22 protein-coding genes are annotated in these 23,069 nt (G+C 69.7%); 16 read left to right on the forward strand and 6 right to left on the reverse strand.

Annotated elements, in window-relative coordinates:
• Positions 1–8: 8 nt before the first annotated feature.
• Positions 9–2,129, reverse strand: a complete 2,121-nt coding sequence (locus FJ091_01270; protein ID MBM4381974.1) for an EAL domain-containing protein — start codon at positions 2,127–2,129, stop codon at positions 9–11.
• A 150-nt stretch (positions 2,130–2,279) separates the two neighbouring features.
• The gene (locus FJ091_01275; protein ID MBM4381975.1) at positions 2,280–3,287 is read right to left on the reverse strand and encodes an NAD-dependent epimerase/dehydratase family protein; all 1,008 of its coding nucleotides are present in this window, start codon (positions 3,285–3,287) and stop codon (positions 2,280–2,282) included.
• Between the two features lie 108 nt (positions 3,288–3,395).
• On the opposite strand from FJ091_01275, the gene FJ091_01280 reads away from it, so the two are divergent.
• Positions 3,396–4,490, forward strand: a complete 1,095-nt coding sequence (locus FJ091_01280; GenBank protein MBM4381976.1) for a Zn-dependent alcohol dehydrogenase — start codon at positions 3,396–3,398, stop codon at positions 4,488–4,490.
• Between the two features lie 21 nt (positions 4,491–4,511).
• Here the strand turns inward: FJ091_01280 and FJ091_01285 are convergent, their stop codons facing one another.
• On the reverse strand, positions 4,512–5,303 hold the full coding sequence (locus FJ091_01285) for a sugar phosphate isomerase/epimerase (GenBank protein MBM4381977.1): 792 nt from the start codon (positions 5,301–5,303) through the stop codon (positions 4,512–4,514).
• Positions 5,304–5,329: 26 nt separating this feature from the next.
• Positions 5,330–6,295: an endonuclease/exonuclease/phosphatase family protein gene (locus FJ091_01290; protein ID MBM4381978.1), complete on the reverse strand. Its 966-nt coding sequence runs from the start codon at positions 6,293–6,295 to the stop codon at positions 5,330–5,332.
• 111 nt (positions 6,296–6,406) lie between these two features.
• Between FJ091_01290 and FJ091_01295 the strand changes: the two genes are divergently transcribed.
• The 3 genes from FJ091_01295 (at position 6,407) to FJ091_01305 (ending at position 9,586) form a co-directional block, all read left to right on the forward strand.
• Positions 6,407–7,513 (forward strand): hypothetical protein, encoded by a 1,107-nt coding sequence (locus FJ091_01295; GenBank protein ID MBM4381979.1) that lies wholly within the window; start codon positions 6,407–6,409, stop codon positions 7,511–7,513.
• Positions 7,510–8,661 (forward strand): sulfotransferase, encoded by a 1,152-nt coding sequence (locus FJ091_01300; GenBank protein ID MBM4381980.1) that lies wholly within the window; start codon positions 7,510–7,512, stop codon positions 8,659–8,661. The genes FJ091_01295 and FJ091_01300 overlap by 4 nt, the downstream gene beginning before the upstream one ends.
• Positions 8,662–8,782: 121 nt before the next feature.
• The gene (locus FJ091_01305) at positions 8,783–9,586 is read left to right on the forward strand and encodes an SDR family NAD(P)-dependent oxidoreductase (GenBank protein ID MBM4381981.1); all 804 of its coding nucleotides are present in this window, start codon (positions 8,783–8,785) and stop codon (positions 9,584–9,586) included.
• Here the strand turns inward: FJ091_01305 and FJ091_01310 are convergent, their stop codons facing one another.
• Positions 9,587–10,078 carry a hypothetical protein gene (locus FJ091_01310; GenBank protein ID MBM4381982.1) on the reverse strand — a complete coding sequence of 164 codons (492 nt, stop codon included), beginning with the start codon at positions 10,076–10,078 and terminating at the stop codon, positions 9,587–9,589.
• A gap of 67 nt (positions 10,079–10,145) precedes the next feature.
• Between FJ091_01310 and FJ091_01315 the strand changes: the two genes are divergently transcribed.
• The 9 genes from FJ091_01315 to FJ091_01355 all read left to right on the forward strand — a co-directional run bounded on the left by FJ091_01315 (position 10,146) and on the right by FJ091_01355 (position 19,626).
• Positions 10,146–10,586, forward strand: a complete 441-nt coding sequence (locus tag FJ091_01315; protein MBM4381983.1) for a hypothetical protein — start codon at positions 10,146–10,148, stop codon at positions 10,584–10,586.
• 66 nt (positions 10,587–10,652) lie between these two features.
• Positions 10,653–11,300: a TetR/AcrR family transcriptional regulator gene (locus FJ091_01320; GenBank protein ID MBM4381984.1), complete on the forward strand. Its 648-nt coding sequence runs from the start codon at positions 10,653–10,655 to the stop codon at positions 11,298–11,300.
• Positions 11,300–12,823 carry a 4-hydroxyphenylacetate 3-hydroxylase gene (locus tag FJ091_01325; protein MBM4381985.1) on the forward strand — a complete coding sequence of 508 codons (1,524 nt, stop codon included), beginning with the start codon at positions 11,300–11,302 and terminating at the stop codon, positions 12,821–12,823. The genes FJ091_01320 and FJ091_01325 overlap by 1 nt, the downstream gene beginning before the upstream one ends.
• Complete coding sequence (locus tag FJ091_01330; protein MBM4381986.1) at positions 12,735–14,192, forward strand: aldehyde dehydrogenase family protein; 1,458 nt, start codon at positions 12,735–12,737, stop codon at positions 14,190–14,192. Before FJ091_01325 ends, FJ091_01330 begins: the two co-directional genes overlap by 89 nt.
• 128 nt (positions 14,193–14,320) lie before the next feature.
• On the forward strand, positions 14,321–15,190 hold the full coding sequence (locus FJ091_01335) for a VOC family protein (GenBank protein MBM4381987.1): 870 nt from the start codon (positions 14,321–14,323) through the stop codon (positions 15,188–15,190).
• Positions 15,191–15,213: 23 nt separating this feature from the next.
• The gene (locus FJ091_01340) at positions 15,214–16,062 is read left to right on the forward strand and encodes a fumarylacetoacetate hydrolase family protein (GenBank protein MBM4381988.1); all 849 of its coding nucleotides are present in this window, start codon (positions 15,214–15,216) and stop codon (positions 16,060–16,062) included.
• Positions 16,063–16,065: 3 nt separating this feature from the next.
• Positions 16,066–17,103, forward strand: a complete 1,038-nt coding sequence (locus tag FJ091_01345; GenBank protein ID MBM4381989.1) for an aromatic ring-hydroxylating dioxygenase subunit alpha — start codon at positions 16,066–16,068, stop codon at positions 17,101–17,103.
• A 32-nt stretch (positions 17,104–17,135) separates the two neighbouring features.
• Entirely contained in the window at positions 17,136–18,188 is a 1,053-nt protein-coding gene (locus tag FJ091_01350; protein MBM4381990.1) for a zinc-binding dehydrogenase, read from the forward strand.
• A gap of 28 nt (positions 18,189–18,216) precedes the next feature.
• On the forward strand, positions 18,217–19,626 hold the full coding sequence (locus tag FJ091_01355) for a hypothetical protein (GenBank protein MBM4381991.1): 1,410 nt from the start codon (positions 18,217–18,219) through the stop codon (positions 19,624–19,626).
• A gap of 6 nt (positions 19,627–19,632) precedes the next feature.
• Here the strand turns inward: FJ091_01355 and FJ091_01360 are convergent, their stop codons facing one another.
• Positions 19,633–20,664, reverse strand: a complete 1,032-nt coding sequence (locus tag FJ091_01360; protein MBM4381992.1) for an alpha/beta hydrolase — start codon at positions 20,662–20,664, stop codon at positions 19,633–19,635.
• Between the two features lie 66 nt (positions 20,665–20,730).
• On the opposite strand from FJ091_01360, the gene FJ091_01365 reads away from it, so the two are divergent.
• The 3 genes from FJ091_01365 to FJ091_01375 all read left to right on the forward strand — a co-directional run bounded on the left by FJ091_01365 (position 20,731) and on the right by FJ091_01375 (position 23,040).
• Positions 20,731–21,105: a hypothetical protein gene (locus FJ091_01365; GenBank protein MBM4381993.1), complete on the forward strand. Its 375-nt coding sequence runs from the start codon at positions 20,731–20,733 to the stop codon at positions 21,103–21,105.
• 113 nt (positions 21,106–21,218) lie between these two features.
• Positions 21,219–22,271 (forward strand): deoxyhypusine synthase family protein, encoded by a 1,053-nt coding sequence (locus FJ091_01370; protein ID MBM4381994.1) that lies wholly within the window; start codon positions 21,219–21,221, stop codon positions 22,269–22,271.
• A 7-nt stretch (positions 22,272–22,278) separates the two neighbouring features.
• Entirely contained in the window at positions 22,279–23,040 is a 762-nt protein-coding gene (locus FJ091_01375; GenBank protein MBM4381995.1) for a TerC family protein, read from the forward strand.
• Positions 23,041–23,069: the final 29 nt, after the last annotated feature.

Genomic DNA, 23,069 nt, shown 5'->3' on the forward strand with positions numbered 1-23,069 from the left:
GGAAAACGCTAGTGCAGCGCCGCCCTCGCTCGCTGCGAGTGCGGTCCGCGCTCGCGCCAGAGTCGCTCCGCTTCGGGCGCCGGAACGGGGCGGCTGAACAGGAAGCCTTGCGCCTCCTCGCAGCCCCAGATGCCGACGAGCTCGCGCTCGGATTCCTGCTCGACGCCCTCGGCGACGACGCGCAGCCAGAGCGCCTTCGCCATCGCCACGATCGAGGCCGTGAGCGCCGCGGCGTCTTCGCGCGTCGCGATCTCGCGCACGAACTCGCGGTCGATCTTCACGATCTGCACGGGCAGCCTGCGCAGATAGGAGAGCGAGGAGAAGCCCGTGCCGAAGTCGTCGAGCGCGAGCTCGATGCCGAGCTCGCGAAGGGCCTTCAGCTCGCGAATCGCGCGCTCGGGGTCGTCGAGCAGCGCGGTCTCGGTGATCTCGATGCCGAGCGCATGCGCGGGAGCGCCGCTTTCCCGTAACAACTCTGCGACTCGCGCGGCGAGGCCCTCGCGGCGCAGCTGCTGCGGCGAGACGTTCACCGCGATCGGCACGTCGCCGAGCCCGGCGTCGCGCCAGGCGACGATCTGCCGGCAGGCTTCGCGCATCACCCAGTCGCCGAGCCGGCCGACCAGGCCGCTCTCTTCGGCGATCGGCACGAACTCTCCCGGCGCGAGCATTCCGAGCTCGGGCTCGTCCCAGCGCACGAGCCCCTCGAAGCCCGTAATCACTCCGTTGTCGAGTGCGAGCTTCGGCTGGTAGTGCAGCACGAGCTCGCCGCGCTCGATGGCAGTGCGCAACCGGCTCGCGAGCGTGAAGCGGCGCAGCGTGGCGGCACTCGTCTCGGCGCTGTGCGCTTGCACGCGCGGGCCGCCGCGGCGCGCCTGTGCGAGCGCGCGCTCGCCGGCGCGCAGCAGCGCCTCGGCGTCGCCGCCATCGTGCGGAAAGCGCGCGACGCCGGCGCACGTGGAGAGGTAGACCTCGTGACCGCCGACGCGGAACGGCGCGTCGAGCAGCGCGAGTGCGCGCTCGCCGCTGGCGTGCGCCGCTTCCGCGCTGGCGGGGCTGGATGAGACCAGCGCGAAGCTCGCCTCATCGACGAGTGCGACGAAGCCCTCGAGATTGCCCGTGAGGCGTCGCGCGGCTTCGCGTCGCAGCTCGGCCGCAGCATTCGCGCCGAGCGTCTCGGCGATGCGCTCGCTCCCATCGAGCCCGAGCGCGACGAGCGAGATCTCGCCCTGCGTCTCGCGCGCGCTCGCGATCGAGCGTTCGAGCGCCCGCAGCAAGCTCGCGCGATTCGGCAGCGAGGTGGCGACATCGTGGTCGGCGAGGAACTGGGCGCGCGTCTCCGATCGACGCCATGCGCTCACGTCCTGAACGACGCCTTCGAGCGCGACGGGCTCGCCGTCTTCGCTCAAGGCGAGGCGCATGCGGTAGCGGAGCGCGCGCGCGTCTGCGCCGCTCGTCGCGAGCAGCAGCTCGCCGCCCACGACGCGCCCGCTGCGCAGGCACTCGCGCATGTTCGCCTCGAGCGACTCGCGTTCCGCCTCCGCGATCGCGGGCAGCACGCCGCGCGCCGTCCCCAACAAGCGCCACAGCTCTGCGCCGCCGGAGAGCGCGCGCATCTCCAGCGCGAAGCGCCAGCTCGCGAGCCGCGCGAGATCCTGCGCGTCGCGCAGCCGCGCCTCACTCGCGAGCAGTGCCGCACGGTCGCGGTGCGCGCGCAACAGGAAGCGCGCGCGGTGCACGAGCGCCGCGAGCGGCTCGCTCTTGCGCGCGAAGTCCGAAGCGCCGGCGTCGAAGGCGCGCGCGAGAGTGTCACCCGCGTCGCTGCCCGTGAGCAGAATGATCGGCAGATCTCGGCCGCTCGGCTGCGCGCGCAGCTGCTCGCACAGCTCGATGCCGTCCGCGTCGGGTAAGCCGAGATCGAGCACCGCGAGATCAGGCGCGCGATCCGCGAACGCACTCAGCGCCTCGCGGGCCGAGCCGACGGCGGTGACCGAGAGCCCGTCGCGCTCGAGCAGGCGCGCGAGCGCGCGGCGAATGCCCGCGTCGTCGTCGACCACGAGCACACGCGCGCGCTTCTGCGCCGCGTCTGCGCCCTCACGAACCGGCGTTTCCCGCTTCCAAGCCGTTGCCATTGCGAAGCTTTTCGGGCGGGCGCAGGCCGAGCTTGAGGGCAGGGCGATCACTTCGGCCGGGCCAAAACGAGCGGGGAGTGACAAACCGGCCGGGCCAAAATGACCGGCCGATGCGACAAATCGGCCCGGCCGAAACGTCTCGTCGCTCGCCTACTCCCCGAGCCGCCCCGCCAGCTTTCGCGGGATGTGGCCGGCGCGCGCGAGCCAGCGGATCGTGTCGGCGTACGTCTCCGCCACCGGCCGGAAGCGCAGTCCGAGCTCGCGGGTGGTGCGGCTCGCGTCGACGCCGGGCCACTGCGTCGCGAACACCATCGCGTCGAGCGTGAACGGGAACGAGAAGTCGACGACGCGCTTCACCACGTCGCCGATGCGCCCTAGCGTGCGCATGCGCTTGCCGGAGATCGCGACGCGCATGCGGAACTTGCGCCCCGTCACGCGCTCGATCACAGCGTAGTTCTCGGCCCAGCTCATCATCGGACCCGCGGCGGCGTAGCGATGCAGGCCGTCCGGCAGCTCGAGCAGCTTCACGTGGAGGGCCGCGACATCGCGCACGTCGACCGGCTGGAAGCCGCCCCCGGTGTCGATCGCGCTCTGCGCGATCCAAGCGCGCATCGCGTTGTTGCCGTCTGTCAGGCCCGGATCGTCGGGGCCGATGATGCCGGCGGGATACGAGATGCGGATCGGCGCACCCGCTTCCTGCAGCCGTCGCACCGCGATCTCGCCGTCCACCTTCGACTGCGAGTACGCGCTCGCAGCCGGCACGATCGGGCTCTCAGGTGTTAGGGGCGCGGGGCCCGGCTTGAAGAACACCGACAGGCTCGACACGTACACGATGCGGGGCACGCCGCGCTTCGCCGCGCCGCCCACCACGCGCTCCACACCCGCAGCGTTCGTCTCGAGCACGCGCGCCGCCATCTTGCGTCGCAGATCCACCAGGGCTGCGACGTGCACGACGGCGTCGCAGCCGCGCATCGCCTCGGCGACGGAGCTGTCGTCGACCACGTCCCCTAACACCAGGTCGCTCGGCATGAAGGCGTCGCTCGCGAAGACTCGCTTCACCTTTTCGCGATCGCGCACGAGCAGCCGCACCTCGTGCCCCGCAGCAACCAGCGCACGCACCGTGTGCGAGCCGGTGAAGCCCGTTCCGCCTGTGACCATCACGCGCAATTGCAGCACCTCGAAGCCCGGCATCGTAGGCGGACGTCGTCGATTCGCGCGCGCGATCGCCCTACGTTGCCGCGCTTCACGTCGAACGAAGGAGCCGCCATGCGCGCCGCGCTGCACGTCGAGAAGGGAAAGCCCGTCCAGTTGGTGGACGATGTCGAGATTCGCGACCCGCGCGCGGGCGAGGTGCTGGTGCGCGTGCACGCGTGCGGCATTTGCCACTCGGACGTGACGGTGATGGACGCCGGCATGACCACGCCGATCGTGCTCGGGCACGAGGCCGCGGGCGTCGTGGAAGCAGTGGGCGCGGGCGTCACGACGCACAAGCCGGGCGACAAGGTCGTGCTCACGCCGTGCCCGCCGTGCGGCACTTGTTACTGGTGCGTGCGCGGCGAGTTCAGCACGTGCAAGCTCGCGATGGGCGTGATGACGGGCGCATTTCCGGACGGCACGACCGGGCTCTCGCGCAAGGGCGAGAAGGTGTGGCGTGGCCTCAACGTCGCGGCGTTCGCGGAGTACACCGTGACGCAAGCGACCGGGGCGGTGGTGGTGCCGAGCGACACGCCGCTCGACGTCGCGTGCGTGGTGGGCTGCGCGGTGCAGACCGGCGTCGGCTCCGTGCTCAACGCCGCGAGAGTGGAGGAGGGCGCGACCGCATTCGTTACGGGCCTCGGCGGCATCGGCCTCTCGGTCGTGCAGGGCGCGCGCCTCGCGAACGCGGCGCAAGTGATCGTGAGCGACCCGGTCGCCGCGCGGCGCGAGACGGCGAAAGCGCTCGGCGCGACGCACGCGATCGACCCGACGAAGGAAGATCCCATCGCCGCCGTGCAGCAGCTGACGAGCGGCATCGGCGCCGACTACTGCTTCGAGGCCGCCGGCGTCGCCGCGCTCGTCACGCAGTGCTTCTTCGCCGCGCGCATGGGCGGGACGATCGTGGTCGTGGGCGCGCCGCCGATCGACCAAGCCGTCACGCTCGCCCCCGCCGCGCTCGTCGCCAGCATGGGCAAGAAGATCCGCGGCACGCTGCTCGGCGACTGCAACAGCGTGCGCGACATCCCGCGCCTGCTCTCGCTGTGGCGCGCGGGGAGGCTGGATCTCGATGCCCTCATCACCGCCAAGCGCCCGCTCGGCGAGATCAACGAGGCGCTAGCGGATCTGCGCGCGGCGAAGGGCGTGAGGACGGTGCTGGCGATTTGATCGAACGCGTCAGTCGCTCGATCACGTCTCGGTCGAGGTCGCGGACGGAGAGCGCGCAGACGCTCCCTCGGCCGCTCGCGGCAAGCGAAGCCACTCCGCGCTCCTCCTCACCGCTTCCGTCATCTCCCCCGCGCACTGATCCAGCTCCACCAGCATCCAGTCCGCGCGCGTGGCGGCTTGCATCGCGCTCGTTAGGTCCACCACGCCGTCGCCGAGCGCGACCATCGGCGACTCGAACTTGTCCGCGGGCCCGTCCTTGAGGTGCACACGCGTCACGCGCGGCCCCAGCTCCCGGATCAGCGCGGCGGGATCGCGCTTCGCGGTGGTCGCCCAGTACACGTCGAGCTCGAGCTCGACCCGAGGATCGAGCTGCGCGACGAGCGCGTCGTAGGCTTTGCGCCCGTCTTCGAGCGCGCGCCACTCCCAGAAGTGGTTGTGGTAGCCGAGGCGCAGGCCGTGCTTTCGCGCCGCCTCGCTCGCGGCGTTCAGCTCGCTCGCGAGCTCGGCCACTTCGCGCGCGCTCGCGAAGCGATTCGGGTGTGCGAAGGGCACGACGACGAGCTGCGCGCCGAGCTCACGCGCCATCTCGAACGCGCGCGGAGCTTCATCGCCGAACGCCATCGCGTGCATCGACGCGACCGCGAGGCCGTGCGCGTCGAGCAGGGCGCGGAACTGCCGCGCGCCGAGGTCGTGCGTCGACGCGACTTCGACGCCCGCATAGCCGCAGCGCGCGACGAACGCGAGCGTGCCTTCGAGGTCGCGCGCGCAGTCGTCGCGCAGGGTGTAGAGCTGGAGCCCGTAGCGAGGTGCCATGCGGCCACGCTATCGCGGCGCGCTCTTCAAACGTCGAACGGAACCACCACTGCGCAGTGGTCACTCGCTTCCGTGTGCTCCGGCCCGATCGTCGGGAAGCGGTTGCCCGTGTATTGCTTGCACTTCGTCGTGAGGCCGTCGCGCACGATCTCGATCGGCCCGGCGGTCAGCGTCTTGTCCGCCAGGATGTAGTCGAGGCGGCTCACGGATTTCTTGGACGCGTAGTAGTGCGTCCAGTCGCCCGCCGGGTCGGTGTCCGCGAGCTTCTTGTGTTTCACGAGAGGGTCGAGCGACTTGTCGTACTGCTTCGCCTTCGAGTCGATGTTGAGGTCGCCAAGAACGATGGGCTTGCGACCCGCCGCAATGTTCGCGTCGACCAGCGCAGCGACCCGCTTCGACTGATTGAGCCTGCGCGTGACGGAGCTCGCCTTCCCATCCTGAGCCTTCAGGTGATTGGCGAGCAGCGTGAGCACCACGCCGCCGACCTTCACGTCGACTTCGAGGCAGTCGCGCGAGAAGATCGCGTTGCTCGCGGTGAAACCGAAAGCGCGATTCGCGGAGCGCTTCACTCCGCCCTGTTTGCCGTTCTTGTTGTCGTCGATGTGCGTACGCACGCCGACGATCTCCGCCTGGAAGCCGGCGCGGATCAGGAGGCCGACGTCGATGCCGCGCGGGTCGTTGCCATCCACGAGCACGAGCCGGTCGAAATAGTCGTCGAGGTATTTGTCGTTGAAGGTCCGTAGCGCGATGAGGTTCTCGACCTCCTGCACGACCAGGATGTCGGGCCGTGCGTGCTCGATCGCGAGCGCGGTGTTGTTGCGCTGAAGCTGCGTGAGCTCGTACGACACGAGGTCGCCGTCGCGGCTCGCTATCGAGGCGATGTCGTATGCCGCCACCACTTTGTCGTAGTCGCGGTTCTGCCAGGGCTCGTCGAGCAGCGCGTAGCGGTTGAAGAGGTTCTCGAGATTGAACGAGCCGACCCGTACCTGCATCGCTGCTCCTTTGCGAAACCCGCGCGGATCATCCGCCGCAGAGATCGCTTCACGATGTGAATCCGTTCACACCCAGCGCGATAAGCTGGGCCGCTTCGCGAGGAGAGAGCGATGAGCCAGCAAGATCCCGTGCAGCGCGTGATGGACGGCCGCGCGTGGGAAGAGTTCTGCGACACGCTGAAGGCGGCGGGCGCGGTAGTGCTCGCGGGCTCCACGCCGAACGATCCGCTCGATCGTGCCGAGGGCTATCGCTATCTGACGCGGTTGTTACGGGCAGGGCTCGAAACTTACGTCGAAGCCTCGGACGCGGAGCATCCCGTCTTCCAGCGCACGACGGGCGAGACGGTGAAGATGGGCATGGACAGCCCGGACAACATCTATCTCAACGCGCCGGTGAACGGCGCGCACGACTACCGCATCTGGGGCACGCGCGGGTCCGTGCACTACCTCGGCTTCGGCTCGCAGAAGGGCAACTACGCCTCGACCGGCTCGCTGCAGACGACGGGCTACCTCGAAGCGAAGGACATGAAGCTCGGCGCGGGCGGCGCGTTCGAGATCGTCGCGAGCCATGAGAAGCCCGCGGGCGAGGTGAACTGGCTCCCGATGGAGCCCGAGTCGCGCATGATTCAGATCCGCCAGACGCGCCTCGATCACGCGAAGGAAGAGCCGGCGCAGGTGAAGATCGAGCGCATCGGCGGCGCCGCGCCTGTGAAGCCGCTCGATCCCGTCCGCTTCGACCGCATGCTGCAGGGCGCGGCGAAGATGGTGTTAGGGACCTCGAAGCTGTTCCAGAAGTGGAGCGAGGGCTTCACGAAGCACACGAATCAGCTGCCACGTTTTCCGCACGAGGTCGCGTTCGCGGCCGGCGGCGACCCGAACATCGCCTACTACCACTCGCACTGGGTGCTCGCGCCCGACGAAGCGCTCGTGGTCGACCTCGCGCCGCCCGAGTGCGACTTCTGGAACTTTCAGCTCGCGAATTGGTGGATGGAGTCGCTCGACTACCGCTTCGCGAAGATCCACATCAACAAGCACACCGCGCAGTACGCGGCGAACGGAACTGTTAGGGCGATCGCCGCGCACCGCGATCCGGGCCTGCCGAACTGGCTCGATACCTGCGGGCACTCGAGCGGCACGATGTGCGTGCGCTGGATTCGCGCGAAGTCGCATCCCGATCCGCAGGCGCGCGTCGTGAAGCTCGCGGACGTCGCGAAATGAGCGCGGCGACGTTCGCCGCCGAGGTGCTGATCGCGGAAGCGCGCGCCGCTGCGAAGCTCGAGGACTTCGGCGGCGACGACTTCCTGCCGGGCCTGCGCGCGCTGTGCGCGACGTACGAGTCGCCCGCGTGGAGCGAGAAGGGCCGCACACGCAATCGGCGGCGGCTCGTGAACCTGCTCGCGACGCGCCTCAAGGTGGAGGCTGCGCTCGCGCAGCATCCCGAGATCCTCGCGCGCCCCGTGAAGCAGCCCGTCGTGCTGACGGGCCTGCCGCGCTCGGGCACGTCGGCGCTGTTCAGCTTGTTAGGGGCGGACCCTGCGGCGCGCCCGCTGCGCCTCTGGGAGACGCAGTGCCCCGATCCCCTCGCGCTGCCGCCCGGCACACCCGATCCGCGGCGCGCCGCGATCGACGCTTATTACGCCCAGGGCCGCGAGAAGCGCCCCGAGTTCACGAAGATCCACTTCACGAGCGCCGACACGCCGGAGGAGTGCGTGCTGCTGCACGCGTACGCGATGCACGGCGTGCAGATGGGCGTCGAGATCTTCGTCGAGCCGTACGCGAGCTGGTTTCAGGCCGAGGCCGCGGATCTGCGCGGGCTCTACGCGTACCAGAAGCGGCTGATGCAGCTCCTCGACTGGCAGCGCCCGGGCGAGCGCTGGCTGCTGAAGGCGCCCGCGCACTTGTGGGGTCTCGACGCGCTCGCCGCGACGTTTCCCGATGTCGCGATCGTGTGGAACCACCGCGATCCCGTCGCGTGCATCGCGTCGGCGTGCTCGATGACCGAGGCGCTGATGGCGACGCTCGACTTTCCGCGCGATCAGCTCGGCCCTGCGGTGATGGAGTTCTACGCGCGCTCGCTCGACCGCGGCCTCGCGGTGCGCGAGAAGCTCGATCCCGCGCGCGTCTTCGACGTGCCATACGCCGACTTCACGCGCGATCCGCTCGCGTGCGCCGAGCGCATCTACGCGCACTTCGCGCTGCCGCTGCCCCGCGCTGCGAGTGAGGCGCTGCGCGCGTTCGCGGCCGAGAACCCCGAAGGCAAGCACGGCAAGCACGAGTATCAGCTCGCACAGTACGGCCTCGACGAAGCGCGCGTGCGCGCGCGCTTCGCGGGCTACACGGCGCGCTTTGGGGGGCTGCACGAATGACGGCGGTAGCCATCGGTGCCAGGCACCCATGGCCATGCATCGCGGGCGGGTGGGTCGCGGCGCGCGAGAGTTCGCGCGGTAGCCATCGGTGCCTGGCACCGATGGCTGCACGGTCCCTGCGATGACGGACTTCGCGGCTCGCTACGGCCCACACGGTGTCGTGCTCGGCGCGGCGCAGGGCATCGGCTTCGCGTTCGCGGAGGAGATCGCGCGGCGCGGGCTGAACGTGCTGCTCGTGGACGTTCGCGACGACCTGCTCGACGCGGCGGGCGATCGCGTGCGCGCGGCGAACGCCGCAGTCGAGGTGGAGACTGCGCGCCTCGATCTCGCGGCGCCGGATCTCGCGGAGCGCCTGCCGCGCGTGCTCGGGCGCCTCGACGTCGGCCTCGCGGTCTACACCGCGATGCTGCCGCTCTCGGGCGCGTTCCTCGCGCAGCCGCTCGCGCGCCACGAGCAGGCGGTGCGCGTCGGCGTGAACGGCGTGCTCGCCGCGAGTCACGTGCTCGGCGAGCGGCTTGTTAGGCGTGGACGCGGCGGGCTGGTGCTCACGTCGTCGCTCGCGGGCTTTCAGGGCACGGGCTGGGTCGCGGAGTACGCCGCGGCGAAGGCGTTCGACCTCGTGCTCGCCGAGGGGCTGTGGTGGGAGTGGCGAGAGCACGGCGTCGACGTGGTCGCGCTCTGCCCCGGCAACACCGACACGCCTGGCCTGCGCAATAACAAGCCGCTCGTCGACCCCGCGACTTTCGCCGCGCCTGCCGACGTCGCGCGCGAGGCGCTCGACCACCTGACGAACGCGCGCGAGGCGGGGCCGATCTGCATCCCAGGCGAGGACAACCGCGCGGTGCGCGCGCAGTTCGATCGCATGCCCCGCAAGCAGGTGGTGGAGATCATCGGCGCGAGTACGCGGAAGATGTTCGAGGGGTGACTACCGCCGGCCGTGCGGTGGCGACGATCGCCGGAGCGCACGCGTCCCACGGAGCGTCAAACCGAGCGCGGCGATCACCAGCAATCCGCTCGCCGCCGGCTCGGGCAGCCCGCCGGTTGTCCCGAAGGAGAGCGTGAGGTCCCACGACCCGGTTGCGGCGTCGAAGGCCACGCCCGACGTGGCGGTACGGGCGGCCACAACGTCCGTGCGTGCCCACAAGAAATAAGACTGATTCGCGAGCAACACGCCCTGCACGCTGCCCGACTGCGCTCCGCTGACGGTCGTCGCGTCAAACAGCAGGACATCGTCGGGGCCGTAAAGCTGAACGAACGAGGTGCAACTACCGGAACAGTCGACGCTGCCGCTCAGTGAGAAAAGGAGGTCGACGTCGGAAAAGAACGAGACGCGCAGAGCCGAATTTGCATTTGCTCGGGCGACCCCCGGCGGCTCCAAAATCTGAGCGCTGGTCTGCGATAGCGAGACAGAGAACACACCGACTGGAGATACGAACGTGCTCTGGTATGCGGAGCCGAGGGCGGACGCGTGAGCGCCGGTGGTGGTGACCGTCTCGATCGCGGGCTTCGCGGCGATCGTCGAAGTGGTGGGCAAGCGCGACTCGCGCTGGGATCGCGACGAGTTCAACGGCATGGTGTTCCACGCGCTGATCGCCCTCGTGTTCTCGCTCACGCCGCTCGCGCTCGACGAGCTCGCACTTCTTTCGGAGTGGGCGTGGCGAGCGCTTTGCGCCGTGCTCGGCGCGCTGATGGCGCTGCACGTGGTCTCGCTGCTCGCGTTTTTCCTGCGGCCTGGTGACCGCGGCGTTGCTGCGTGGCTCTTGCTCGCTCCGGGCGCCGTCGGCCTCGCGCTGGTGGCCACTGCGTTCGGCTGGCTCGAGCTACGCCCGAGCGGCGCGTATCTCGTGGGTCTGTGCCTCCAGCTCGTACAGGCCGCGATCCTGTTCTTCCGGCTCGTCTACCAGCGCGAAGTGCTGGGCGGCTGAAAATTCTGCTTGACGCGAGGGCCGCTTCGCGAGAAAACTGAGCGCACTCAGTTTTTGCGAGCCCCGATGTCCGTCGCTCTCGACCTCCCCAAGCGCGAACGCAACAAGCAAGAGAAGCGCGCGCGCTTGCTCACCGCGGCGCGCGGCTTGTTCGCGAAGAAGGGCTTTGCCGCGACCACCACCGCCGAGGTCGCTGCGCGGGCGGGCGTCGGCGCGGGCACGCTGTTCCTGTACTTCGCCTCGAAGGAAGATCTGCTCGTCGACTTGTTCCGCGCGGAGATGGACCGCGTGATCGAGCGCGCCTTCGCGACGCTGCCGCGGCGCGCGTCGCTGATGACGGAGCTGCTGCACGTCTACGGCGCGATGATCGAGCACCACGAGCGCGATCCGGAGCTCGCGCGCGCGTTCGTGAAGGAGATGCTGTTCGTCTCCGCGCCCGATCGCGCGCAGGTGTTCGACTTCATCGACGGCCTGGGCGCGCGCGTCGCCGAGCGGATCGCGCTGCGCCAGGCGCGCGGCGAGCTCGACGCGGGCGTCTCCGCGCAGCTCGTCGCCGAGAATCTGTTCGCGCTGTTCATCGCGCGCCTGCAGAAGTGGCTCGGGGCCGAGGGTGGGCTCGAGGCTGCGTCGGCGCTCGCCCGATTGAGCGACGCGTTCGCGGTGCAGCTGCGCGCGCTCGAGCCGCGTACGCCGGCGCGAAAGAGGAGGCCCTGATGCCTGCACGAACGGGTGCGCAGTTTCTCGCGGGGCTGAAGGACGACCGCGAGCTGTGGGTCGACGGCGAGCGCGTGCGCGACGCCGCGAGCCACCCCGCGTTGGCCGGCGCCGCGCAGACGATGGCCGAGCTGTTCGATCTGCAGCACGACCACGCGGCCGAGTGCCTGATGCCCGACCCGGAAACCGGCGAGCCGATCAACGTGAGTCACATGATTCCGCGCTCGCGCGAGGACATCGCGCGCCGCCACGCATGCCTCCAGCGCATCGCCGAGCACACCGTGGGCCTGATGGGGCGCTCGCCGGACTACATGAACGTGACCTTCGCAGGCTTCGCGGGCCGCGCGGACGAGTGGGCGCTGCACGGCAACGAGCGCGGCGCTGCGAGCCTCGTCGCGTTCCAGAAGGAGCTGCGCCGCAAGGACATCTCGCTCACGCACACGATCATCCACCCCACCGTGAACAAGGCGCAGCCCGACGTCGCGGCGGGCGGCGGCGATGTCGTGCTGCACAAGGTCGCGGACACCGAGCACGGCATTCTCGTGCGCGGCTCGCGCGTGCTCGCGACGCTCGCGCCGTTCGCGGACGAGCTCGCCGTCTACCCCGCGCACCCGATCCCGGCGGACGGCTCCCGCTACGCGCTCTCGTTCTCGATCCCGATGGCGACGCCGGGCGTCAAGTTCCTGTGCCGCGACAGCGTCTCGCGCGGCCGTAACAAGTTCGATCATCCCCTATCGAGCCGCTTCGACGAGCAGGACGCGTTCGTGATCTTCGACGACGTCGAGATCCCGCGCGAGCGCTTGTTCATCGACGGCCAGGTCGACGTCTACAACCAGGTGATGACGACCGGCTGGTTCCCCAACGTGATGCAGCAGACGATGATCCGCGCGCAGACGAAGCTCGAGTTCGCGTACGGGCTCGGCTGCCGCATGGCGAGCGCGATCGGCGACAAGGGCCAGCCCACCGCCGAGATGCTCGGCGAGCTGTTCGGCTACGCGGAGCTGACGCGCGCCGCGATCGCGACCGCCGAGGCCGAGGCGTTCCACTTCGGCAACGGCGTGTGGTTCCCGAACGGCACGCCCCTCAACCAGATCAAGCAGTTCATGCCGTTCTGGATGCCGCGCGTGAACGAGATCCTGCGCCTGATCGGCTCGCACAACGTGCTCGCGACGCCCACCAAGTCGCAGATCGACGACGCCGAGCTCGGACCGCTGATCGCGAAGTACCTGCAGGGCGCGGACGTCGACGCCGAGCGGCGCATCCGCATCTTCCGGCTCGCCTGGGACTTCGCGGCGACCGCGCTCGGCGGGCGCGGGGAGCAGTACGAGCGCTTCTATCTCGCCTCGGGTGCGCGCAATCGCATGCAGGCTCATTTGCTCGCGCCGAAGGAGCGCGCGCTCGCGCTGGTCGAGAGCTTCTTGAAGGAGAGCCCCGATGAGTTCCGTCAAGGTCGCGAACGTCGACGTGTCGACCGACCACTGGATCAACGGCAAACGCGCGGGATCGAGCCGGCGGTTCGCTGATCTCTCGCCGATCGACGGCTCGCATCTCGCCGACGTCGCCGCCGGCGGCGCGGCCGAGGTCGATGCTGCCGTCGCCGCCGCGCGCGCGGCGTTCCCGGCGTGGGCGGAGCTCGGGCCCCAGGGCCGGCTCCCGATCCTGCAGCGCTTCGCGAAGGGCATCGAGGCGCGCGGCAAGGAGCTCGCGGCGGTCGAGACCGCGGACAACGGCTCGCTGTTGTTAGGCAACTCGCACCGCGTCGTGCCGCGCGCGGCGCTCAACATTTCGTACTTCGCCGAGTTCGCGGCGACGAAGCTACAGGGCCAGACGATCGATTCGCCCGAGGTCGTGAATCACGTGCGCTTCGATCCTGCGGGCGTGGCGGCGCTGATCACGCCGTGGAACGCACCGATGATGCTGACGACGTGGAAGATCGGCCCCGCGCTCGCGGCGGGGAACACGGTCGTCGCGAAGCCGCCGGAGTGGGCGCCGCTCACCTGCTCGCTGCTCGGCGACATCGCGCACGAGGCGGGCGTGCCGGCCGGCGTGCTGAACGTGGTGCAAGGCATCGGCGAGGAAGCGGGCGCAGCGCTCGTCGCGCATCGCGACGTCGACCGCATCTCGTTCACCGGCTCGACCGACACGGCGCGTCTGATCGGCGAAGCCGCCGCGCGCTCGATCACGCCGCTCGCCGCGGAGCTCGGCGGCAAGTCGCCGTTCATCGTGTGCGCGGACGCCGATCTCGACGCCGCCGCACAGACGATCGCGGGGCAGTATATGAACGCGGGGCAGGTGTGCCTCGCCGGGACGCGCGTCGTGGCCCATCGCGACATCGCGGAGGAGCTGCTCACGAAGGTGCGCGCCGCCTGCGCGCACATGGTGGTGGGCGACCCGCGCGATGCGAAGACGCGCGTCGGACCGCTCATCACCGCGGAGCACTTCGCGCGCGTGCAGGGCTTCGTCGAGCGCGCGAAGGACGCGGGCGCGCGCGTGCTGTTCGGCGGCGCGCGCGACAAAGCCGGCGCGCTCTACTTCGAGCCCACGCTGTTCGACGGCGTGAAGCCAGACGCCGAAATCTCGCAGCGCGAAGTGTTCGGCCCCGTGCTCACGTGGCAGACCTTCGGCAGCGACGACGAGGCCGTCGCCTTCGCGAACAACACCCGTTACGGCCTCGCGGGCGTGCTCTTCTCGCGCAGCGAGAAGCGCGCGATGGCGATCGCGGAGCGCGTCGTCGCGGGCACGCTGTGGGTGAACTGCTTCTTCATCCGCGATCTCGCCGCGCCCTTCGGCGGCTCGCGCGACTCCGGTCTCGGCCGCGAGGGCGGGCACTGGAGCTTCGACTTCTACTGCGACGTGAAGAACATCTCGGTCAGGAAGGGCTCGTTCGCCTAGCAAGCGCAGCGCGCAGCGAGGCGAAGTCTTCGGAGCCGAGCGGAGTTCGAACAGTGGCCTCACGGTGGGTCGAGCCGCGGCGTGCGTGCTCGGGCATGCTTGGCCGGAAACGAAGCGGAGGAATCGCCATGGTTCAGGTCACGGAGCTCGGGTACTTCGGCATCGGCGTGAAGGACGTCGCTGCCTGGAAGCAGTTCGCGCGCGAGATCCTCGGGCTCGAGGTGCGCGAGGAGCCGGGCGAGTCGGATCGCTTCTACCTGCGCATGGACGCCTGGCATCACCGCTTCGTCGTGCACGCGAACGGCGACGACGACATCGCGTACCTCGGCTTCCGCGTCGCGGGCGCGGAGGAGTTCGCGGAGATGCAGAAGCAGCTCGCGAACGCGGGCATCGAGTTCCGCGTCGGCTCGCTCGCGGAGGCGGAAGAGCGCCGCGTGCTCGAGGTGATGAAGCTCGCCGACCCGGGCGGCACGCCGATCGAGATCTTCCACGCGCCGCTCATTCAGCCGAGCCGCCCGTTCCATCCCGGCCGCGGCATGCACGGCCGCTTCCTCACCGGCGACGGCGGCGCAGGCCACTGCATTCTGCGCGAGCCCGATTCGGACGCCGCGACGCGCTTCTACCGCGCGCTCGGGATGCGCGGCGGCGTCGAGTACAAGTTCGGCCTCGGGCCGAGGGCGCTGCAGCTGCGCTTCATGCACTGCTCGCCGCGCGATCACTCCGTGGCGTGGGGCGTGCCGCCGGGCGAGAAGCGTCTCAACCACATCATGCTCGAGGTGGACAACCTCGACGACGTGGGCCTCACCTACGACCTCGTGAAGAAGGCGAACATCCCCATCGCGATCGAGCTCGGGAAGCACGCCAACGACGCGATGTTCTCGTTCTATTTCAAGAGTCCGTCGGGCTTCAACTTCGAGTACGGCTTCGGCGGTCGCCCCGCGACGCACCAGAGCGAGTACTACGACGCCGACACCTACGGGCACAAAGGCCTCTTCTGAGCCGCCTGCGCGAGGAGCATCCCATGAGCGTTCTTTCCGGCCCCCGCATCGAGACGCGCCGCATCCTCCACCAAGGCACCCCGCAGTGGGTGACGCTCGCGGGAGACGAGTTGTTACTGGGAGACGGCCGCCGCGTGCGCGAAGCCGACGCGACCTACCTCGCGCCGTGCGAGCCCACGAAGATCCTGTGCATCCATCTCAACTACGAGTCGCGCCGCATCGAGTTCCAAGCGCCGGAGCTCGTCACGCCCACGTACTTCCAAAAGCCGACGACCGCGCTGAACGCGCACCGCGGCGTGCTGTGTCGCCCAGCGAACTGCCAGTACCTGAACTACGAGGGCGAAGTCGCGGCCGTGATCGGGCGCCCGATGCGCAACGTCTCGCGCGACGAGGTGTGGGACTACATCGCGGGCTTCGCGCCGGCGAACGACGTGGGCGCGCAGGACTTCCGCGACACCGACGCCGGCTCGATGCTGCGCGTGAAGGGGCAGGACGGGTTCTGCCCGATCGGGCCCGGCCTCGTGCGCGGCGTCGACGTGCGCGAGAGCGTGCTGCGCACCTACTTGAACGGGCGCGTCGTGCAGGAGGGCAAGGTCTCGGAGATGACCTTCGGCATCGACTACCAGCTCGCCGACTTGTGCCGGCACATCACGCTGCTGCCCGGCGACATCGTGCTCACCGGCACGCCCGCGAACTCCCGGCCGATGCAGCCGGGCGACGTGGTCGAGGTCGAGGTGACGGGGCTCGGTCGCCTGACGAATCGCGTGGTGGAGATTCCGGCTCCGAAGCACGACGTGGGGCACCAGCCCACCGACAGCAAGGCCGTGCGCTCGGTCGCGCTCGGGAGCGACTCGCGGAAGCCCAGCGCGTAGGTCGTGAGCGGCTTCATTCGCAACCTCTGGTACGTCGCGGCCTGGAGCCACGAGCTCGCCGCGGGCGCGCCGATCGGGCGGGTGATCCTCGGCGAGCCGATCGCGCTGTACCGAAGGCGCGACGGCTCGGTCGTCGCGCTCGAAGACCGCTGCCCGCATCGTCACGCGCCCTTGTCATTAGGGACGATCGAGGGCGACGAGCTGCGCTGCGGTTATCACGGGCTGCGCTTCGACGCGCGCGGCATGTGCACCGCGATGCCCGCGCGCAGCGCGCCGCCTCGGCTCAGCGTGCGCGCGTACCCCGTCGTCGAGCGCTGGAGCTGGCTGTGGGTGTGGATGGGCGACGCGGCGCTCGCGGACCCTGCGCGCATCCCCGACGCGTTCGGTCTCGACGACCCGCGCTGGGTGATGCGCGCGGACGTGATGGACTACGACGCGAACTGGGAGCTGCTGAACGACAACCTGTGCGACCTCTCGCACCTCGACTTCTCGCACGCGACGACGCTCGGCGGCTCGAGCGGCGTCTCGTGGTCGGCAGAAGTCCCGCGCATCACGAAGCTCGAAGACGGGCTGCGCATCGATCGCTGGTACCCCGACTCGCGGCTCGCGCCCGGTCACCCCACGCCCGTCGACACGCTGAGCTCGTACCGATACCTGCTGCCCGGCCTCTTCCTGATGACGACCGCGTGGTATCCGCTCGGTGCCGCTGCGCGCTGCGGCTTCGGCGTGCCCGACGAGAAGCCGCTCTCGCACCGCGCGGAGCAGCAAGCGGTGACGCCCGTCTCGGCGAAGCGCTCGCGGTACTTCTACGCGACGGGCTTCGCGGCGGAGAACGCCACGCCCGAGCGCGTCGAGGGCATCTTCGCGGTCGTGAACGCCGCGTTCGCCGAGGACAAGCGCATCATCGAGGGCCAGCAGCGCATCCTCGACCTAACAGCTCCCGGCACGCGCATGGCCTCGACTCCGCACGACGAGGCGCCGCTCGCGTTCCGCCGCCTCGTGCGCGAGCGGCTCGCGCGAGAGCAGGGCGAGACGCGCTGAGCGAAGCTCACGCGGAGCCGTGAGGAGCAGCGATGGGCGAGGACACGATGCGCGCGTGGCGAACGCATCAGTACGGGCCGCCGCTCGAAGCGCTGCAGCTCGACCTGGTGCCCATACCCGCGCCCGGTCCCGGCGAGTTGTTGGTGCGCGTGCAGGCGATCCCGCTGAATCTCAACGATCTCGAGCGCATCAACGGCGGCAACGTGATGGTGCGCCACGAGCTTCCGTATGCCGCGGGGATGGAGGTGTTCGGCGTGGTGGAAGCCGCGGGCGCCGGCGCCGAAGCGCGCGTGGGGCAGCGCGTCGCCGCGATGACGAAAGGCGCGATCGGCGGCTACGCCGAGTACGCGATCTGCCCGGGTCACTCCGCGTTCGAGATCGACGCCGCGATCCCACTCCCCGACGCCGCGGCGCTCTACTTCCCGTTCCATCTCGCGTGGCTCGGCCTGTTCGACCGCGCGCAGCTGAAGCGCGGCGAGAGCGTGCTGATCCACGCGGCGGCGGGCGGCTCCGGCAGCGCCGCGATCCAGCTCGCCGTGAACGCCGGCGCGCGCGTGTTCGCGACCGCGGGCGGCGCAGACAAGGTCGCGCTCTGCCGCTCGCTCGGCGCGGAAGTCGCGATCGACTACGCGAGTGAAGACTTCGCCGCGATCGTGATGGAGAAGACCGCGAATCGCGGCGTCGACGTGGTGTTCGACAACGTGGGCGCGGCGGTGTTCGAGAAGTCGCTCGCCTGCACCGCCTACGACGGCCGCTACTTGATGATGGGCTTTGCTTCGGACAAGACCGTGCTCGACGAGAAGTTCATCGTGCCGCGCCGCGTGATCGTGGGGAACCTGAAGCTGTGCGGCGTTCTGCTGGCGTACGCGCCGGAGCCCGTGATTCCGATGATGAAGAAGGGCATGGGCTGGAACTTTCTGCCCGCGAGCCGCGGCGCCGAGATCACGCGCGAGATCACGGCGCAAGTCGCCCGCGGGAAGCTGAAGCCGGTGATCGGGCGCGTCGCGAAGTTCGACGAGATTCCGCGCGAGATTCACGCGCTCGCGACGCGCGCCACGACGGGCCGCACGATCGTAATGCTCTGAGGCGCGCGCCGCGCGCGGAGGATTCGCCATGGCCGATCTCGATCTCGCGACGCTGACGATCACGCGCGCCGCGCAGGCGCTGCGCAGCAAGGAAGTCTCCGCGCTCGAGCTGACGGACGCGTACCTGCGCCGCATCGAGCGGCTGAACCCGCGCGTGAACGCGTACGTCACGGTGACGGCGGAGCGCGCGCGCGAGGATGCGAAGCGCGCGGACGCGGAGCTCGCCGCGGGCCGCGCGCGCGGGCCGCTGCACGGCGTGCCCATCGCGCACAAGGATCTCTACGAGACGGCGGGCATCCGCACGACGGGCGGCGGCAAGTTCCACGCGAATCACGTGCCGAGCGCGGATTGCAGCGTGGCGCGCAAGCTGCGCGAGGCGGGCACCGTGTTGTTAGGGAAGCTCAACACGCACGAGTACGCCTACGGCGTGACCACGACGAACCCGCACTACGGCGCGACGCGCAATCCGTGGAACCTCGCGCACATCCCGGGCGGCTCGAGCGGAGGCTCGGGCGCCGCGATCGCCGCGGGCCTCGCGACCGCGACGACGGGTACCGACACGGGCGGCAGCATTCGCATGCCGGCCTCGGTGTGCGGCGTCGTGGGCATGAAGCCCACGTACGGGCGCGTGAGCAAGCAGGGCGTGCTGCCGCTCTCGTATGCGTTCGATCACGCCGGACCGCTCACGCGCACGGTGGAGGACGCCGCGCTCGTGCTGAGCGCGATCGCGGGCTACGACGCGAACGACGCGACGACCGTGCGCACGCCGGCCGAGGACTACACCGCGCAGCTCGGCGCTGGCGTGCGCGGCCTGCGCATCGGCGTCCCGCGCGCGTGGTTCTTCGAGCGCTGCGACGAGGAGGTCGCGGCCGGGGTGGAGGCCGCGCTCGCGGAGCTGCGTCGGCTCGGTGCGGACGTGCGCGAGATCGAGCTGCCCGGCGTGGCAGAAGGTGTCGGCGCGACCTTCGCGTTCGTGCTCGCGGAGGCGCAGGCGATTCACGCCGATGCACTGCGCACGCGGCCCGAGGATCTCGGCGCGGACGTGCGCGCGCTCCTGCAAAGCCCTGCGCCGAGCGGCGAGGCCCTCATGACTGCGCTGCGCGCGCGCGACGCGCTCACCGTGACGGTGCGCCGCGCGCTCGAGAGCGTCGACCTGCTCGCCACGCCCGCGACGCCGATCGTCGCCGCGCGCATCGGAGACGACACGATTCGCATGGGCGGAGCGAACGAGAACGTGCTCGCCGCGATGATCCGCTGCACCGCGCCGTTCAACGCGACGCGCCTGCCCGCGCTGTCCCTGCCGTGCGGTTTCACGCGCGCGGGGCTGCCGATCGGCCTGCAGCTCGCGGGCAGACCGTTCGACGAGGCGACTGTGCTGCGCGCGGGCCACGCCTACGAGCGCGCGACGGAGTGGCACGCGAGATTCCCGAGCTTGTAGGGCGCCTCACTCCCGCGCGAAGGCGGCCAGATCGCGCGCCGTGTCGCGGCTGATCTCCGGGCACGCGACGGTGAAAATCTCCGTGCCATGAATCGTGCCCATCACTTGGCGACAGCGCGCCGGGACGCCGTTCGCGAGCAGCAGGCGGTAGAAGCCGATGCCTTCGTCGCGCAGCGGATCGCACTCGTTCACGCTGATCACGGTGGGCACGAGGCCCTTCACGTCGTCGTCGCTCGCGAAACCCGGCCAGGCGAGCGGATTGCGCTTCTCGAGCTGCTCGATGCCGTAGGCCATCGCGCCGCGGTTGTTGTGGAGCTCGAGCAGGATGCCGTTGTTCTCCACGCTCGACGGGTTCTGCGGCAGGGGCCACACGCCGGCGATGTACGGGCACAGCGCGTAGAGGCCCTTGATCAGGCCGAGCTCGCCGTCGCGCTTCAGCTTGAGTCCGGTGGCGAGCGTGAGGTTCCCGCCGCCGCTCTCGCCCGCGATCACGATGCGCTTCGGGTCGATGCCGAGGCGCGCGGCGTTCGCCGCGAGCCATTTCACGCCGCTGACGCAGTCGTTCAGGCCGGCTGGGAAGGGCGCGACCTCGGGCGCGGACGAAGGCGTGAGGCAGTTGCGGAAGTCGACCATCGCGACCGCGACGCCGTAGGAGGCGATGATCTTCCCCCACGCGCGGTAGTTGCCGTAATAACACGACATGCTCTGCATGCCGCCGCCGTGGATGTAGTAGACGCACGGCTGCACTTCGCCGCTGTCGGCGCGGATGAACTGGACGTTGATCGCGTTGCCGTCGGGCTGCGACGCGAAGCGCTCGGTGGTGATGCGCAGGCCCTTCGACGGCGCGATCTGCTCGTTGTCGATCGCCTCCATCATCGCCTTCATCGCGTCGGCCATCTGCTTCGCCTGCGGCGTGTTCGCCTCCGCGAGCAGCTGCTCGCGGCTCTCCGCGTTCGGCGCGGCGGGCATGCTGAGGTTCCCGAGCAGGGCCTTGATGCGGGGGTCGATGCGCGGATCGTCGAGCCACTTGGCGGCCATGGGAGTCTCCTTGGAACGGGCGCACGCTAGTTCAAGCACGCGCTGCGCCGCGCCGATTCGCGGCGAATGGAGTGCGCCGAACATCAGGGCCGCGCCGCGATCGGCATCTGCCGCGCGTGCATGCGCGGCGTCTGCAGCGAATGCGCGGCGCCGCAGCGCCTCGGACTCGCCTGCCGCGGGCGCTGCGAGGCGGATGTCGCGGCGCTCGCCGCCACGCTCGAGCAGAGCATCAAGACCGCGGCGATCTCGGCGGGGATGCTGCAGCACACGCCGCGGCTGTGGGTCGGCCTCGGCGTCGTCGCGCTCGCGGTCGGCGTGGGGGTGTTCGCGCTCGGCTTCACGCTTCCGCAGCTGGGCGGCGCGGTCTCCGCGCTCGGTCTCCCGTTCCTCGCGATCGGCGCGCTCGTGCTGCTCGCGGCGAGGCGGATCCGCAAGCCCTGAGCGCGCCGCGCGCAGTGACGCGGAGCCGAGCGAAGTCGACGCGGCAGCTTGCGCCGCCATCCCGTTTCCGCTCCCCTCCGCCGCACTTTTTCGTCGGGGCGCAGGGGGACGCGATGGCAATCCGCGAATTCATCGAGACGCACTTCAAGCACTTCAACGCCGCCGCGCTGGTCGACGCCGCGAAGGCCTACGAGACGCACATCGCGGGCGGCGGGCGCATGCTGATGACCCTCGCGGGCGCGATGAGCACCGCAGAGCTCGGCAAGTCGCTCGCAGAGATGATTCGCCAAGGCAAGGTCCACGCGATCTGCTCGACCGGCGCGAACCTCGAGGAAGATCTCTTCAATCTCGTCGCGCACGATCACTACGTGCGCATCCCGAACTATCGCGATCTCTCGCCCGCGGACGAGAAGGAGCTCGAGAAGGCGGGGCGCAATCGCGTGACCGACACGTGCATCCCCGAGGCCGAAGCCTTTCGCGCGATCGAGAAGCCGATCCTCGACTTGTGGACGCGCGCCGAGCAGCGCGGCGAGCGCTTCTTCCCGTACGAGTTCTTCTACCAGTTGTTACGGGAAGGCCGCGTGCGCGACGCCTACCAGATCGACCCGAAGAACTCGTGGCTGGTCGCCGCGTGCGAGAAGGACCTCCCGATCTTCGTGCCGGGCTGGGAGGATTCGACGCTCGGCAACATCTTCGTCTCGCACGTGCTCTCGGGTGACATCAAGAGCTACTCCACGGTGAAGAGCGGCCTCGAGACGATGGGCGCGCTCGCGCGCTGGTACGTGCACACGACCATGGGCAAGACGCTCGAAGAGCTGCCCGAGGTGGAGGGCTCGCACGACGAGGGCGTGGTGGAGATGCGCGCGATCGCGGGCAACGAGGCGCTGCGCACGGTGGGCTTCTTCCAGATCGGCGGCGGCATCGCGGGCGACTTCCCGATCTGCGTCGTCCCGATGATCCATCAGGATCTGCGCCGCCCGTGCCCGTACTGGGGCTACTTCTGCCAGATCAGCGACTCGACCACGAGCTACGGCTCCTACTCGGGCGCGGTGCCGAACGAGAAGATCACCTGGGGCAAGCTCGACGTGACCACGCCGCGCTTCGTGATCGAGAGCGACGCCACGATCGTGGCGCCGCTGATCTTCGCGCACGTGCTGGGCTGGTGAGGTCGCCATGGCTGAGCTGCTGACCTCCGAGAATCTCATCGCGCTGCTGACGCTCGCCGGGCTCGAGATCGTGCTCGGCATCGACAACATCGTCTTCATCTCGATCCTGTGCGGGAAGCTCCCGCCCGATCAGCAGGTGAAGGCGCGCCAGATCGGCCTCGGGCTCGCGATGGGCATGCGCATCCTGCTGTTGCTCGCGATCAGCTGGGTGATGGGGCTGACGCAGCCGCTGTTCTCCGTGATGAGCCACTCGTTCACGGGCCGCGATCTGATTCTCCTGTTCGGCGGCCTCTTCCTCGTCGCGAAGGCGACCTGGGAGATTCACGACAAGCTCGAGGGCGAGGCGCACGGGCCCGAGGGCAAGCAGGCGACGGCTGCGTTCGGCGCGATCCTCTTCCAGATCGTGTTGCTCGACCTCGTGTTCTCGCTCGACTCGGTGATTACGGCCGTCGGCATGGCGAGCGAGATCGCGATCATGATCGCCGCGGTGGTGATCGCGGTCGGCGTGATGCTCGTCTTCGCGGGCGCGATCAGCGCGTTCATCGAGCGCCACCCGACGATGAAGATGCTCGCGCTCTCGTTCCTGCTGCTGATCGGCGTAGTGCTCGTGGCCGACGGCTTCGGTCAGCACGTCTCGAAGGGCTACATCTACTTCGCGATGGCCTTCTCGCTGTTCGTCGAGATCATGAACATCCGCATCCGCAAGCCACACGCGCCGCCGGTTCATCTTCATCAGAGCTACGTGGACGAGGGCGCAGCGAAGTCCTGAGATTCCGCTTGCTCCCGCTCGCGCGCAGC

Source organism: Deltaproteobacteria bacterium (assembly GCA_016875395.1).
Lineage (GTDB): Bacteria > Myxococcota_A > UBA9160 > UBA9160 > UBA6930 > VGRF01.

Bases quoted from the DNA above. Each gene is read 5' to 3' on its own strand.
- FJ091_01335 (MBM4381987.1), top strand. From the start codon at position 14,321: ATGGTTCAGGTCACGGAGCTCGGGTACTTCGGCATCGGCGTGAAGGAC.
- FJ091_01355 (MBM4381991.1), top strand. From the start codon at position 18,217: ATGGCCGATCTCGATCTCGCGACGCTGACGATCACGCGCGCCGCGCAG.
- FJ091_01350 (MBM4381990.1), top strand. From the start codon at position 17,136: ATGGGCGAGGACACGATGCGCGCGTGGCGAACGCATCAGTACGGGCCG.
- FJ091_01270 (MBM4381974.1), bottom strand. From the start codon at position 2,129: ATGGCAACGGCTTGGAAGCGGGAAACGCCGGTTCGTGAGGGCGCAGAC.
- FJ091_01290 (MBM4381978.1), bottom strand. From the start codon at position 6,295: ATGCAGGTACGGGTCGGCTCGTTCAATCTCGAGAACCTCTTCAACCGC.
- FJ091_01305 (MBM4381981.1), top strand. From the start codon at position 8,783: ATGACGGACTTCGCGGCTCGCTACGGCCCACACGGTGTCGTGCTCGGC.
- FJ091_01300 (MBM4381980.1), top strand. From the start codon at position 7,510: ATGAGCGCGGCGACGTTCGCCGCCGAGGTGCTGATCGCGGAAGCGCGC.
- FJ091_01285 (MBM4381977.1), bottom strand. From the start codon at position 5,303: ATGGCACCTCGCTACGGGCTCCAGCTCTACACCCTGCGCGACGACTGC.
- FJ091_01295 (MBM4381979.1), top strand. From the start codon at position 6,407: ATGAGCCAGCAAGATCCCGTGCAGCGCGTGATGGACGGCCGCGCGTGG.
- FJ091_01365 (MBM4381993.1), top strand. From the start codon at position 20,731: ATGGAGTGCGCCGAACATCAGGGCCGCGCCGCGATCGGCATCTGCCGC.
- FJ091_01340 (MBM4381988.1), top strand. From the start codon at position 15,214: ATGAGCGTTCTTTCCGGCCCCCGCATCGAGACGCGCCGCATCCTCCAC.
- FJ091_01370 (MBM4381994.1), top strand. From the start codon at position 21,219: ATGGCAATCCGCGAATTCATCGAGACGCACTTCAAGCACTTCAACGCC.
- FJ091_01280 (MBM4381976.1), top strand. From the start codon at position 3,396: ATGCGCGCCGCGCTGCACGTCGAGAAGGGAAAGCCCGTCCAGTTGGTG.
- FJ091_01320 (MBM4381984.1), top strand. From the start codon at position 10,653: ATGTCCGTCGCTCTCGACCTCCCCAAGCGCGAACGCAACAAGCAAGAG.
- FJ091_01325 (MBM4381985.1), top strand. From the start codon at position 11,300: ATGCCTGCACGAACGGGTGCGCAGTTTCTCGCGGGGCTGAAGGACGAC.
- FJ091_01360 (MBM4381992.1), bottom strand. From the start codon at position 20,664: ATGGCCGCCAAGTGGCTCGACGATCCGCGCATCGACCCCCGCATCAAG.
- FJ091_01275 (MBM4381975.1), bottom strand. From the start codon at position 3,287: ATGGTCACAGGCGGAACGGGCTTCACCGGCTCGCACACGGTGCGTGCG.
- FJ091_01375 (MBM4381995.1), top strand. From the start codon at position 22,279: ATGGCTGAGCTGCTGACCTCCGAGAATCTCATCGCGCTGCTGACGCTC.
- FJ091_01330 (MBM4381986.1), top strand. From the start codon at position 12,735: ATGAGTTCCGTCAAGGTCGCGAACGTCGACGTGTCGACCGACCACTGG.